Origin of the sequence: Streptomyces sp. NPDC059373, from assembly GCF_042751495.1 — a bacterium.
Taxonomy (GTDB): domain Bacteria; phylum Actinomycetota; class Actinomycetes; order Streptomycetales; family Streptomycetaceae; genus Actinacidiphila.
Window position 1 is genome coordinate 128,633 of the sequence record NZ_JBHYXC010000012.1, and the last position, 12,534, is coordinate 141,166.

The 12,534-nt window shown below is 72.6% G+C and carries 11 protein-coding genes; 6 read left to right on the forward strand and 5 right to left on the reverse strand.

Features of this window, described 5'->3' with window-relative positions; translation table 11 throughout:
- Nucleotides 1-11: 11 nt before the first annotated feature.
- The 4 genes from ACFXJ5_RS18910 to ACFXJ5_RS18925 all read left to right on the forward strand — a co-directional run bounded on the left by ACFXJ5_RS18910 (nt 12) and on the right by ACFXJ5_RS18925 (nt 4,985).
- Nucleotides 12-1,427, forward strand: a complete 1,416-nt coding sequence (locus tag ACFXJ5_RS18910; protein WP_384631899.1) for a BNR repeat-containing protein — start codon at nt 12-14, stop codon at nt 1,425-1,427.
- Between the two features lie 15 nt (nt 1,428-1,442).
- Nucleotides 1,443-2,864, forward strand: a complete 1,422-nt coding sequence (locus tag ACFXJ5_RS18915; RefSeq protein WP_384631762.1) for an arabinose isomerase — start codon at nt 1,443-1,445, stop codon at nt 2,862-2,864.
- 32 nt (nt 2,865-2,896) lie between these two features.
- Nucleotides 2,897-3,898 (forward strand): LacI family DNA-binding transcriptional regulator, encoded by a 1,002-nt coding sequence (locus ACFXJ5_RS18920; protein WP_384631764.1) that lies wholly within the window; start codon nt 2,897-2,899, stop codon nt 3,896-3,898.
- A 76-nt stretch (nt 3,899-3,974) separates the two neighbouring features.
- Nucleotides 3,975-4,985, forward strand: a complete 1,011-nt coding sequence (locus tag ACFXJ5_RS18925; protein ID WP_384631902.1) for a LacI family DNA-binding transcriptional regulator — start codon at nt 3,975-3,977, stop codon at nt 4,983-4,985.
- Between the two features lie 71 nt (nt 4,986-5,056).
- Here the strand turns inward: ACFXJ5_RS18925 and ACFXJ5_RS18930 are convergent, their stop codons facing one another.
- The 3 genes from ACFXJ5_RS18930 to ACFXJ5_RS18940 form a co-directional block, all read right to left on the reverse strand.
- A complete protein-coding gene (locus ACFXJ5_RS18930) occupies nt 5,057-6,148 on the reverse strand; it encodes an NAD(P)-binding domain-containing protein (RefSeq protein ID WP_384631766.1) in 1,092 nt (363 codons plus the stop codon).
- Nucleotides 6,149-6,161: 13 nt separating this feature from the next.
- Nucleotides 6,162-6,932, reverse strand: coding sequence for a hypothetical protein (locus ACFXJ5_RS18935; RefSeq protein ID WP_384631767.1), 771 nt, complete (start codon nt 6,930-6,932; stop codon nt 6,162-6,164).
- Nucleotides 6,933-7,133: 201 nt separating this feature from the next.
- Complete coding sequence (locus ACFXJ5_RS18940; RefSeq protein ID WP_384631905.1) at nt 7,134-7,217, reverse strand: putative leader peptide; 84 nt, start codon at nt 7,215-7,217, stop codon at nt 7,134-7,136.
- 102 nt (nt 7,218-7,319) lie between these two features.
- Here ACFXJ5_RS18940 and ACFXJ5_RS18945 point away from each other — a divergent pair, with 102 nt between their 5' ends.
- Entirely contained in the window at nt 7,320-7,742 is a 423-nt protein-coding gene (locus ACFXJ5_RS18945) for a YjbQ family protein (RefSeq protein WP_384631768.1), read from the forward strand.
- Here ACFXJ5_RS18945 and ACFXJ5_RS18950 read toward each other — a convergent pair.
- Together ACFXJ5_RS18950 and ACFXJ5_RS18955 are read right to left on the reverse strand one after the other, a co-directional pair.
- Nucleotides 7,726-8,217 (reverse strand): Lrp/AsnC family transcriptional regulator, encoded by a 492-nt coding sequence (locus tag ACFXJ5_RS18950; protein ID WP_384631769.1) that lies wholly within the window; start codon nt 8,215-8,217, stop codon nt 7,726-7,728. The genes ACFXJ5_RS18945 and ACFXJ5_RS18950 overlap by 17 nt on opposite strands.
- A gap of 69 nt (nt 8,218-8,286) precedes the next feature.
- Nucleotides 8,287-10,743 carry a SpoIIE family protein phosphatase gene (locus tag ACFXJ5_RS18955; RefSeq protein ID WP_384631770.1) on the reverse strand — a complete coding sequence of 819 codons (2,457 nt, stop codon included), beginning with the start codon at nt 10,741-10,743 and terminating at the stop codon, nt 8,287-8,289.
- A 272-nt stretch (nt 10,744-11,015) separates the two neighbouring features.
- Between ACFXJ5_RS18955 and ACFXJ5_RS18960 the strand changes: the two genes are divergently transcribed.
- Nucleotides 11,016-12,527 carry an FUSC family protein gene (locus tag ACFXJ5_RS18960; RefSeq protein WP_384631771.1) on the forward strand — a complete coding sequence of 504 codons (1,512 nt, stop codon included), beginning with the start codon at nt 11,016-11,018 and terminating at the stop codon, nt 12,525-12,527.
- Nucleotides 12,528-12,534: the final 7 nt, after the last annotated feature.

The window sequence follows — 12,534 nt, forward strand, 5'->3', positions numbered from 1 at the left end:
GCCGTCCTGCGGTGGGGCGGGGCGGGGGGGGGGGGGCGCCGTCGGGGGGGGGGGGGGGGGGGCGGCCGCCCCCCCCCACCGCCGCCACCGGGCCGTCCGCCACGCAGATCCACACCGGTGTTCTCGACTCCACGGCCCTGTACTTCGTCTCCTACAACGGCCTGGTCAACAACAACGCCTTCCAGAAGAACGGCCTGCTCACCCACAACGGCTACCAGTACGCCGTCTGGTACGCCGCCGACCGCAACGCCACCGTCGCCCGCCGCGCCCTGGGCTCCACGACCTGGTCGAAGGTCACCGTCGGCCACACCCTCAGCACCGACGACTCCCACAACGTCATCTCGGCCGGCATCTCGCCGGGCGACGGCCGCCTCCACCTGCTGATGGACTCGCACAGCAGCGGCTACTCCTACGTCAAGTCGGTGGCGGGCCTGGTCACTTCACCGGCCTCCCACGCCTGGACCGCCGCACAGTTCGGCTCCGTACAGACCAGCCTCGACGGCGTCGCGCTCACCTCGACCTTCACCTACCCCCAGTTCATCGTCTCCCCGGCGAACAAGCTCCAGCTCAGCTACCGCACCGGCGTCTCCGGCAACGGCCAGGCCGCCCTCGCCGAGTACGACGGCAGCTCCTGGACCAACCTCGGCAACTGGACCAGCGCGACCGGCACCTACACCGACACCCACGGCTCCAGCACCGCCCGCAACCTCTACCTCCACGGCCTGGACTACGGCGCCGACGGCACGCTGCACATCTTCGGCACCTGGCGCGAGAACGCCGGCGCCGTCATGTGCAGCAGCGGCGGTCTCACCAACCACGACACCGTCTACGTCTCCAGCACCGACTACGGCCGCACCTGGAAGAACTCCGCCGGGACCACGGTCGGCACCACCGGCTCCGCGTTGGTCTCCGTCACCTCCACCGGCCTGGTCGTCGACTCCCTCAACCCCGACCACGCGCTGATGAACCAGGAGAGCCAGGCGGTCGACTCCGACAACCTTCCGCACGCACTGATCTCCTACGTACCCGGCCGCTTCACCCAGTGCGTCACCGACTACGTCGCCGGCCGCACCGCCTACGCCCGCCCCTTCCACGTCTGGAAGGACTCCGCCGGCACCTGGCACAAGACCGAGGTCCCGGTCGCCATGAGCTCCAGCCAGCGCTCCCAACTGGTCCTCGACGCCTACGACAACGCCTACGTCGTGATGCCCTACGGCCGCATCGTCGCCGCCTCGGCATCCTCCGCCTGGACCGACTGGACGGTGCTCTACGACGGCACCAGCACCCTCAACGCCTTCGGCGAGGTCGTCGTCGACCACACCCGGGTCGCCCAGGACGGCGTGCTGTCCTTCATGTACCAGGAGACCTCCACCGGGACGACCACACCCTCGCCCCTCCATGTCATCGACTTCCAACTGCCCGTCTGAGTGGAGGAAACCGCCATGACCCGCACCCCCGCCACCGCCCGCAAGCCGAAGATCGGCCTTGTGGCGGGGGGACTCGGGGCCTACTGGCCCCAGTTCCCCGACCTCCTCCCGCAACTCCAGCGCTCGGCGGCCCGCGTCACCGAGCGGATGCGGGAGTTCGACGCCGAGGTCGTCGACGTCGGCTTCATCTCCGACGCCCAGGAGGGCGCGGCCGCCGCCGAGAAGCTGCGCGCCGCCGGCTGCGACCTGATCGTCGGCTTCCTCACCACGTACATGACCGCCACCATGCTGGTCCCGATCGCCCAGCGTTCCGGCGCGCCCGTCCTGCTGATCAACCTCCAGCCCACCGAGGCGATGGACCACGCCACCTTCGACACCGGCCAGTGGCTCGCCTACTGCGGCGCCTGCCCGTTGCCCGAGATGGCCAACGCCTTCGAGCGCAGCGGCATCCCCTTCCGCTCCGTTTCCGGCCACCTGGAGGACGAGCGGGCCTGGGCCCGTATCGGCCGCTGGATCCGCGCCGCCGGAGTGCGGTCCGTGCTCCGGCACGGCAGGCACGGGCTGATGGGTCACCTCTACCCCGGGATGTACGACGTCTCCACCGACCTCACCATGGTCAGCGGCAACCTCGGCGGCCATGTCGAGGTCCTGGAGTTCGACGACCTGCGGGTACGGGTCGAGAAGGTCACCGACGCCGAGGTCGCGGGCAAGCTCGCCGACACCCGCAAGACCTTCGACATCGCCGACACCGTCGTTCCGGACGACCTGGAATGGGCGGCCAGGGTCTCCGTCGGCCTCGACCGGCTCGCCACCGACTTCGACCTCGATTCCCTCGCCTACTACCACCGCGGCCTGGACGGCGAGACCCACGAGCGGCTCGGCGCGGGCATGATCCTGGGCGCCTCGCTGCTCACCGCCCGCGGCATTCCGGCGGCCGGTGAGTACGAGCTGCGTACCTCGCTCGCCATGCTGATCACCGACCGGCTCGGTGCGGGCGGTTCCTTCACCGAGCTGCAGGCGCTCAACTTCCGTGACGGCGTGGTGGAGATGGGCCACGACGGGCCGGCCCACCTCGGCATCAGCGAACGCCGCCCGCTGCTGCGCGGCCTCGGGGTCTACCACGGCAAGCGCGGCTGGGGCGTGTCCGTCGAATTCGACGTGAAGCACGGCCCCGTCACGTTGGTCGGCCTCGGCCAGACGCGTGACGGCCGCTACAAGCTGGTCGCCTCCCAGGGCGAGGTGGTCGGCGGACCGCTCCTGGAGATCGGCAACACCACCTCCCGCGTCGACTTCCGAGCCGACCCGGGGGAGTGGACCGACGCCTGGAGCGCCACCGGCGTCGCCCACCACTGGGCCCTCGCCACCGGCCACGTCATCCCCGAACTGCGCGCGGTCGCGCAGCTGACGGGCCTGGAACTCGTCGAGGTCGGACCCTGAACAGACGCGGCCCGCACATCGGCATCAAGGACGTGGCCGAACAGGCGGGTGTCTCCCTCGGCACGGTCTCCAACGTCCTCAACCGTCCCGACACCGTGTCGGACCACACCCGCCAGCGCGTCCTCACCGTCATCGAACGGCTCGGTTACGTACGGCAGGAGTCGGCCCGCCATCTGCGGGCCGGCCGCAGCCGCATCATCGCGCTGCTCGTCCTCGACATGGCCAACCCCTTCTTCGTCGAGATGGCCCGCGGCGCCCAGCAGGCCGCCCGCGCCGCGGGACTGGCCGTCATGGTCTGCAACAGCGCCGCCGACCCGGCCGAAGAGGCCGACTACCTGGCGATGTTCGCCGAGCAGCAGGTGCGCGGCGTCCTGGTCACCCCCACCGACGGCGCCGGCGGGAACCTCCAGGCCGTACGACGCCGGGGCATTCCCTGCGTCTTCGCCGACCTCGCCCGGCCCGGCGCCGAGGCCTGCTCGGTCTCCGTCGACGACGTCGCCGGCGGCCAGCTCGCCGTGCGCCACCTCCTCGCCGAAGGCCACCGCCGGGTCGTCTACCTCAGCGGCCCCGCCCACCTCGCCCAGTCCCGCGACCGCCACCGCGGCGCCCTGACCGCCTTCGCCGAGGCCGGCCTGTCCCACGACCGGCTCACCGTCATCGCCGCCGCCCGCTTCGACGTCACCGCGGGCCGCGACGCCGCCGCCCTGCTGCTCGGCCTGCCGGACCGGCCCACGGCCGTCTTCTGCGCCAACGACCTGCTGGCGCTCGGCGTGCTCCAGGCGCTGTACGCGGCAGGCGTCCGGGTACCGGAGGAGATGGCCATCGTGGGCTACGACGACATCGACTTCGCGTCGGCCGCCGCCGTGCCGCTCACCTCCGTACGACAGCCCGCGCACCGCATCGGGCGTACGGCGGCAGAACTGCTCATCGCGGAAACGGGAGAGGAGGCGGCCACCCACGAACACCAGCGGATCGTGTACCAGCCCGAGCTGGTCGTCCGGGCCTCGTCGCTGACCACTCACGGCAGGCGCTGATCACACGCGGTATGCGTAGCATGTGGCTGCGGCCGCAGGAGCCGCGAAAGGCGGTGCAGCAGAGCTCGTGGCACGCATGGTGGGCATCAAGGATGTCGCACGACAGGCAGGCGTGTCGGTCGGCACGGTGTCGAACGTGATCAACCGTCCCGACATGGTCTCCGAGGACACACGCACCCGCGTGCTCAACGTCATCGACCAACTCGGTTACGTACGCAGCGAGTCGGCCCGCCAGCTGCGGGCCGGGCAGAGCCGCATCATCGCGCTGCTCGTCCTCGACATGGCCAACCCCTTCTTCGTCGAGGTCGCTTCCGGAGCCGAGCGCGCCGCCCGCGAGGCCGGCCTCGGCGTCATGCTCTGCAACAGCGCCGAGAGCCCCGCCGAAGAGGCCGACTACCTCGGCCTCTTCGCCGAACAGCGCGTACGCGGCGTCCTCGTCACCCCCGCCGACACCACCGGGCGCAACCTCGAGTCCTTCCGCCGGCACGGCATCCCCTACGTCTTCGTCGACCGCGTCGTCCCCAGCGCCGAGGCCTGCTCGGTCTCCGTCGACGACATCGCCGGCGGCACCCTCGCCGCCGAGCACCTCATCGAGCAGGGCCACGACCGCATCGCCTACATCAGCGGCCCCATGCACCTCACCCAATGCCTGGACCGCCGCACCGGCGCCCTCGCCGCCCTCGCCGCGGCCGGGCTCCCGCCCGAATCCCTCTCCCACATAGAGGCCGACCGTCTCGACGTCCCCTCCGGCCGCGACGCCGGCGCCCGCCTTCTCGGCATGTCCCGCCGCCCCACCGCCGTCTTCTGCGCCAACGACCTCCTCGCCCTCGGCGTCCTCCAGTCCCTCTACGCCGCCGGCGTCGCCGTCCCCCACGAGATCGCCCTCGTCGGCTACGACGACATCGAATTCGCCGCCGCCGCCGCCGTCCCCCTCACCTCCGTCCGCCAGCCCGCCTACCGCATGGGCCGCGCCGCCGCCGACCTCCTCATCGAGGAAACCGGCAACTCCGCGGACGACCACCACCACCGCCGCATCGTCTTCCAGCCCGAACTCGTGGTCCGCGGCTCCACGCTCAAGTCCCGCTAGGGGCGCCCCATCCTTCGGGGGTCCAGGGGGCCTGCCCCGTGGTTTTCGGGAAGGGGCGGGGTGGGGGACAGTCAGCCGACGGCCACAGCCCCGGCGGGCGCGCGCAGCAGTTGCCGCACTTCCCGGACCGCGCTGCGCCCCGCGCGGTTGGCTCCGACCGTGCTGGCCGAAGGCCCGTACCCGATCAGGTGCACCCGATGGTCCCGCGCCACGCGTGTGAGGCTGTCCAGCCGAACCCCACCCCCGGGCTCGCGCAGCCGAAGCGGTGACAGATGGTCGAGCGCGGCCCGAAAGCCGGTCGCCCAGAGCACGACGTCGGCGTCCACGCGCCGCCTGTCGTTCCAGACGGCGCCGCCGGGCGTCAGGCGGTCGAACATCGGCAACCGCTCCAGCACGCCGCGCGCCCGCGCGGCGGCCATGGCCTCGGTCATGGGCAACCCGGTCACGCTCACGACGCTCTGCGGGGGCAGCCCCTGCCGGACCCGCTCTTCCACGAGGGCGACGGCGGCGCGGCCCTGGTCCTCGCCGAACGGCCCGGTGTGGAAGACGGGGGGCCGCCGGGTCACCCAGGTCGTCGCGGCCGCCACGTCGGCGATCTCCAGCAGCAGCTGCACCGCCGAGGTGCCGCCGCCGACCACGATGACGCGCTTGCCGGCGAACTCCTCGCGCCCCCGGTATCCGGCGGTGTGCAACTGCCGCCCCGCAAACAGCTCCTGGCCAGGGTAGCGCGGCACGAAGGGCCGGTCCCACGTCCCGGTGGCGTTGACGAGCGCCCGGGCGGACCAGTCGCCGTCGTCCGTCCCGACGAGCAGCCGGTCGCCGTCGGCGGCGTCCCGTACGGCCGATACGTTCACCGGCCGGCGCACCCGCAGGTCGAACGCGCGCTCGTAGCGGTCGAAGTACTCCGCCACGACGTCCGCCGACGGCCGGTCCGGATCCGCATCCTCCAGGGGCATCCCGGGAAGTTCGTGGACGCGGTGCGCCCGGCCGTAGGTCAGGGAGGGCCAGCGGAACTGCCAGGCGCCGCCGGGGCCGGGGGAGTGGTCGAGTACGACGAAGTCCTGGCCCGGCAGCAGGCCGGCCCGCCGCAGGAAGTACGCCGCCGAGAGTCCGGCCTGGCCGGCTCCGACGACGGCGACGTCGATCTCGCGCGCTGCGTCCACATGGTTCACGGTTCTACCAACCGTGTCGTACGCCGTAACCTTCCCGGCTCAGCCGGCCGGGGTCGCCGGCCCAGCGGCGCAGCCGGGCGACGCGGTCGGCGGCCTCGGCGAGGCGTGCGACGGACAGGTCGCCGTCGGCCACCGCGCGGGCGGCGGCGGTGTGGACGGCCTGGTGGACGCCGGGACCGCAGCCGGGGCCGAGCTGGAGCAGGTCGAGCCCGGCGATCCAGGCGAGCACGGCCGCGCCGGGGATGCCCCAGCGGTCGACCACCGCGGGGGCGTCCAGTGGCTCGCTCACCGCCACGCCCTCGTAGCCCAGCTCCCCGCGCAGTACCTCCGGTACGCAGCCGCCGGCCAGCGCGGCGAGCGGGTCGACGGCGACCGCCATCACCCCCGCCGCGACGCCCTCCGCGAAGGGCCGTAGCGCGCCGTCCCCCGTGAAGGGGCCCAGCGCGGCCGCCACCCCGTGGCCCTGAAGTTCGGCGACGTACGAACCGGTGTCGCCGGCAGCCGCCCGTGGCCGTACGCCGAGATGCACATTGGCGCCCGCCGCCATCAGCTCCGCCGCGGCCGCTTCACCGCACGCGGCGCCGTCGCGCGGGGTGAGGCCGATCAGCGCATCGGGATACAGGGCCCGCAGATCGGCCGGGACGTCCCCGTGCAGAACGACGCCGGGCAGACCTTCGGTCAGGCCGCTCGCGATCCAGCCGGGCAGCCGCTCCCCGCCGCAGGACGGCAGCAGGCATGCGTCGACCAGGACGGCGACTGGGTGCGGCACAGACACGGATGGGTCCCCCTTGGATGCGCGACGGCAGACGGACCTTATCCCGGGAGCCCCCTATTGGTCCAGACCAATAGCCTCTCAGTGGGTGCGTGCGGCCGTGGCCGGCGGTGAGCGGTGCCACGCGGCCGCGCGCGAACCCGCGATCGGACGGCGGGGCGCGAGGCGGTCAGAGGCGAAAGGGGAAAAGCGGGTGAGAAGGCGTCAGCAGCCGCGAGGACACGCGGCGGAGGCCACCCGCAGCAGGTCGATGTGACCGCGCGTGGTGAGCAGAACGGGACGCAACATGCCGCCGAAGGTAGCCACGCCGTCAGACCCCGATCAATGCTGTCTCGTCACGCGGACACGAGCGTGGACCTGGATGTCCGAGGCGTGGGCGACCATGGACACATGGCCGACGCTTTCACCACCCGTACGATCGACATCACGACCGGCTCCGCCGAGACGGTCCACGACCTCACCGGCGCCTGTGCCGCCTTCCTGCGCGAAGCCGCGCACGGCCGCGACGGACTGCTCAACGTCTTCGTCCCGCACGCCACCGCAGGCGTGGCCGTCATCGAGACCGGCGCCGGCAGCGACGACGACCTGCTCGCCGCCCTCCGCGACCTCCTCCCCGCCGACAACCGCTGGCGGCACCGCCACGGCAGCCCCGGCCACGGCCGCGACCACGTCCTCCCCGCCCTCGTGCCGCCGCACGCCACTCTCCCCGTCGTCGGCGGCCAACTGGAGCTGGGCACCTGGCAGTCCGTCGTCCTGGTCGACACCAACGTCGACAACCCCCGCCGCCAGGTCCGGCTCAGCTTCCTCGGCTGACGGCCGCCGCCGCCCGGCCCACCGAGGCGACCAACGGTGTCATGCGGTACGGCACCCGCTCCCGCAGCGCCATCTCGGTGCGGGTCCGCACCACGCCGGGCACCTGGATGAGGCGCTGGATCACGTCCTCCAGGTGGGCGTTGTCGCGGGCGACCACACGGGTGAACAGATCGCCGCCGCCGGTGATCGAGAAAGCCTCGATGATCTCCGGGACCGCCGCCAGCGCGTCGCCGACGTCGTCCAGATGCCCCTGGGTGACCTCGATGTGGACGAAGGCCAGTACGGGATGGCCGAGGGCCGCCGGTGACAGGCTCGGGGCGTAGCCGGTGATGACGCCGTCGCGTTCCAGCCGGTCCAGGCGCGCCTGGAGCGTCCCGCGGGCGACGCCCAGGATGCGGGCGTACTCGCGCACGCTGGTGCGCGGCTGTTCCAGGAGGAGCGCCAGGATCCGCGCGTCCAGCTCGTCCGCCGGCATGAGCCACTGGCCTCCTCGTGGTAGCTGCAATGGCTTGTTGACTGTACCAACGGCCCAACGAGGAGGCCCTCACAGCGTGGCGGGCGTGCCGTGGTGGGTGAGGGGGAGGGCCTGTTGGGCCCAGATGACCTTGCCGGTGGGAGTCTGGCGGGTACCCCACTGGTCGGTGAGCTGGGCGACGAGCAACAGGCCGCGTCCGCCTTCGTCGTAGGTACGGGCACGGCGTAGGTGCGGTGCGGTGGCGCTGTGGTCGGAGACCTCGCAGATGAGTGCGGTGTTCTTGATGAGCCGCAGTTGGAGGGGGCCGCCCCCGTAGCGGACGGCGTTGGTGACGAGTTCGCTGACCACCAGTTCGGTGGTGAAGGCGATGTCGTCCAGGTCCCAGGCGGTCAGCTGGTCGGTGGTGTGCCGGCGGGCGTCGGCCACGATGGCGGGGTCGGCCGGCAGGTCCCATGCCGCGACCTGGCCGGCGTCGAGGGCGTGCGTACGGGCCAGGAGGAGGGCGATGTCGTCAACGGGGCGTCCGCGTCCGGGCAGCAGGGTGTCCAGCACGAGGGTGCAGGTCTCCTCCAGCGACTCGGAGGGCCGGCTGAGGACCTGGCCGAGGAGGGCGAGCCCGGTGTCGATATCGAGGTCGGGGGTCTCGATGAGGCCGTCGGTGAACAGGGCGAGCACGCTCCCCTCCGCCAGGTCGAACTCGGACGTCTCGAAGGGGAAGCCGCCCACGCCCAGAGGAGGGCCGACCGGCAGATCGAGGAAGTGGACGGCCCCGTCGGGGTCGGTCACGGCGGGCAGCACGTGCCCGGCGCTGGCGAGGGAACAACGCTGGGACACCGGGTCGTAGACGGCGTACAGGCAGGTGGCGCTGATCCCGTCGGCCGGCAGGGTCTCCTCGCCTTCCTGGCGGGTGACGACGTCGTCGAGGCAGGTCAGCAGTTCGTCCGGGGCCAGATCGACGTCGGCGAGAGTACGCACGGCTGTCCGCAGCCGGGCCATTGCCGCCGAGGCGTGCAGACCGTGGCCGACCACGTCGCCGACCACCAGGGCGACCCGGGCTCCGGAGAGCGGGATGACATCGAACCAGTCGCCGCCCACGCCCGCGCGGGATCCGGCGGGCAGGTAACGGGAGGCGACCTCCACAGCGGACTGCTCCGGCATGTGCTGCGGGAGCAGACTCTGCTGGAGGGTGATCGCGGTGGCGCGCTCGCGGGTGTAGCGGCGGGCGTTGTCGACACAGACGGCAGCCCGTGCGGTGATCTCCTTGGCGAGCAGCAGATCGTCGGCGTCGAAAGGGTCGTCCGTGCGGTGGCGGAAGAACTGTGCCAGTCCCAGTGTGGTCCCGCGGGCCAGCAGCGGCACGATCAGCATCGAGTGGATTCCGTACTTATCGATGCTTCGCACGCAGTCGCGGTTCGTCGTTGCCCACTCGGGGATCGATGTGCCGTCGGCGTTGTGCAGCGAGGAGCGTGCGCCGGCCAGCGCGAGGGCCGCACTCGAACCCTTGGGGTGCCGGTGGGTCTGCCCGACAGGGAGTGCGGCCTCCGGGCAGCCCTCCAGCACGGACTGCTGGGCGACCCGGCGAAGGAGCAGCGGCTCAGGCTCCGCTTCCTCGCCGCGCAGTGCGGAGTCCAGCAGATCGACGGTGACGAAGTCGGCGAAGCGGTCGGTGCCGACCTCCGCCAGTTCCTGGGCGGTGACAGAGACATCCAGGCTGCGCCCGATCCGCATGCTCGCCTCGTTCATCACCTCGAGCCGCCGACGCGCCCAGTACTGCTCGGTGGTGTCGTACAGGGTGGCGCCGACGCCTCGCACCCGGCCTGCCGCATCCTTCAGCGGGAAGATCGAGGTGGACCAGGAGTGTTCGCGGCTCTCGCCGGGGGCGTGAGCGTGCCGCTCGTGCTGCAGCGCCAGCCCCGTGCGCAGGACGTGCTCGGTGAAGCCAGGAATGTCCTCGGCCCCCACGAAGAGCCGTCCAGGCTCCCGCTCGCCCATCCGCAGCCCCAGGAGTTCGCTCTCCGCCGTCGCCGCCACGGCGGCGAACGCCTGGTTGACCCCCACGATCCGGGCCCGGCTGTCGCCGACCGCCAAGGCCATCGGGAGCTGGGCCAGCGCCCACTCCTTGAGCACCTCGGCGCCGGGCCCACCGTCCGGCTGCCCCGGGAGTTCGGCTGCCAGGATCCACAGGGAGTCACCGTCAGCGCCCTGGAGCGGTTGCGCGTGCATCACGACGTCCAGCCGCCGCCCGTCGCGGTGTCGCGCCACGACCGTTCCGCTCCACGCTTCCGAGGCGGCACAGGCCCGTCGGCCGGCGTCGGGCAACTCCGCCGCCAGCAGGTCCTGCACCTGCCGCCCCATCACCTCACCCGGGTCGTACCCGAGGAGCCGTACGGCAGCTGGGCCCCAGGCCGTGATCGTGCCGCGACTGTCAACCGCCGCCACCGTTTCAGGACCGGAGTGAAGCCTGGCGCGGCCCGCGCCTGCACCGGCGTCGTCGCGCTCGTCCACGGGTGTCTCTCTCGCACTCACCACAGGTGACTCCTACGGTCAGTCTTCCGCACGATCCCGGAGCAGACCACTGGGCCGCTGTGCCGGCCGGGCTCGCCGGCAGGCGTGGGCCACTGGCCTCTTCGTGGTCGCCGCAAGGGCCTCTCTGCTGTACCAATGGCTCAGCAAGATCAAGGTCGGTTGAGCCAGTGCCCTTGAAGATGCTTTGCTTGGGCCGACGATGGCGTTGCGGCGGACTCTCCGTCCCCGCAACGCCTTTTCCATGCCTGGAAGGGCCGAGGGGGGATCGGGCGATGAAGAGGATGTTCGCGGCGCCGGACCCGGGGCGGACGCGGCTTCGCTGGGCGGCCCGCGCCCTGCTCGGTATCGGTCTGGCCGTCGCCGTGACACTCGCCGCCGGGCTCCCGCTGCCCACCGTCGTCGCGGGCGGCCTGGCGGCGCTGCTGGCACTGTTCAGCGTGGCCGACCCCACCGTCGGCGGGCAGGCGGTCACCACCGCCCTGCTGCCCGTGGCCGGTCTGCCCGTACTGACGCTCGCGGCCTGGCTCCACCCGTATCCGGGGGCGCGCGACGTCGCGTTCCTCGCGGTGGTCTTCGCCGGGGTCTACGCCCGGCGCTGGGGACCGCGCGGCCACGCGCTCGGCGTGTTCGCCTTCATGATGTTCTTCGTCGCGCAGTTCCTGCATGCCGTACCCGGGTCGCTGCCCGAGCTGTACGTCGCGATCGGCCTCGCCCTCGCCGCGGCCGCGCTCGTCCGCTTCGGGTTGTGGTGCTACGAGCGTGGGGCGCCGCCCGTACCGGCCGTCGCCCTGCCGCAGCCGCGCGGGCTGCGCAGGCCGACCACCCGCCAGGCCGTCCAGGCGACCGTGGCGGCGGGTGTCGCGGTCGCCGTCGGCCAGGCCCTCTTCCCGGACCGCTGGTACTGGGCCGTGGCCACCGCCTGGTGGATCTTCGTCAACACCACCTCGCGCGGCGAGACCCTCATCCGGGGCTTCCGCCGTCTCCTGGGCACCGTCGCCGGTATCGCGGCCGGGCTCATGACGGCGCTTCCGCTGCACGGCGCCCCGGTCCCGACCGCCGTCCTGGTCGCCGCGTGCGTCTTCGGGATCTTCTACAGCGCCCCGGTCTCGTACAGCTGGATGATGTTCTTCGTGACGGTCATGGCCGGGCTGCTCTACGGGCTCCTGGGCGTCCTGCATCCCGGGCTGCTCGTCCTGCGCCTGGAGGAGACCGCCGTCGGCGCGTTCGGTGCGGCGGTCGCGGTGGCCGTGGTGCTGCCCGTCACCACGCATGCCGTCACGGACGCCTGGATCCAGCGGTCGCTGCACGCCGTACGGGACTTCACGGCCGAGGCTGCCCTGCACCTCGCCGGCGGCCCGGGTGACGGCCTGGCGCGCCATGTGGCCGAACTCGACCACCTCCTGGCCCGGGTACGCGTCTGCGTGGCGCCCCTCGTCCACCCGCTGAGCCCCATGCGCCACCGCAAGGCCCGCGCCCTCACCGTCCTCGCCCTTCTGGACGACTGCGCCGACCGGGTCCGCGCCCTGGCCGGCGTCGTGGCCGACCCGTCCGCGGGCCACGACGCCCGGCTGCTCGCCGCCTGCGCCCGCGTCGAGGCCGCCGTGGCGCGGCTCGTCGAGCCCGGCTCCCCGGCCGCCCACCCCGAGCCGTCGGGGCCTGGCGCGGACCACCCGCACGCCGACCGCGCCCTCGCCCATCTCGACGGCCTGGAGACGGCGCTCACGGACCTCGCGGTGCCGCTGCGGTCCGCCACACGCGCCTCACGCGCCGCCCTCGCCGCCTGAGCAGGCT

Bases quoted from the DNA above. Each gene is read 5' to 3' on its own strand.
- ACFXJ5_RS18915 (WP_384631762.1), top strand. From the start codon at position 1,443: ATGACCCGCACCCCCGCCACCGCCCGCAAGCCGAAGATCGGCCTTGTG.
- ACFXJ5_RS18925 (WP_384631902.1), top strand. From the start codon at position 3,975: ATGGTGGGCATCAAGGATGTCGCACGACAGGCAGGCGTGTCGGTCGGC.
- ACFXJ5_RS18940 (WP_384631905.1), bottom strand. From the start codon at position 7,217: ATGTTGCGTCCCGTTCTGCTCACCACGCGCGGTCACATCGACCTGCTG.
- ACFXJ5_RS18945 (WP_384631768.1), top strand. From the start codon at position 7,320: ATGGCCGACGCTTTCACCACCCGTACGATCGACATCACGACCGGCTCC.
- ACFXJ5_RS18950 (WP_384631769.1), bottom strand. From the start codon at position 8,217: ATGCCGGCGGACGAGCTGGACGCGCGGATCCTGGCGCTCCTCCTGGAA.
- ACFXJ5_RS18960 (WP_384631771.1), top strand. From the start codon at position 11,016: ATGAAGAGGATGTTCGCGGCGCCGGACCCGGGGCGGACGCGGCTTCGC.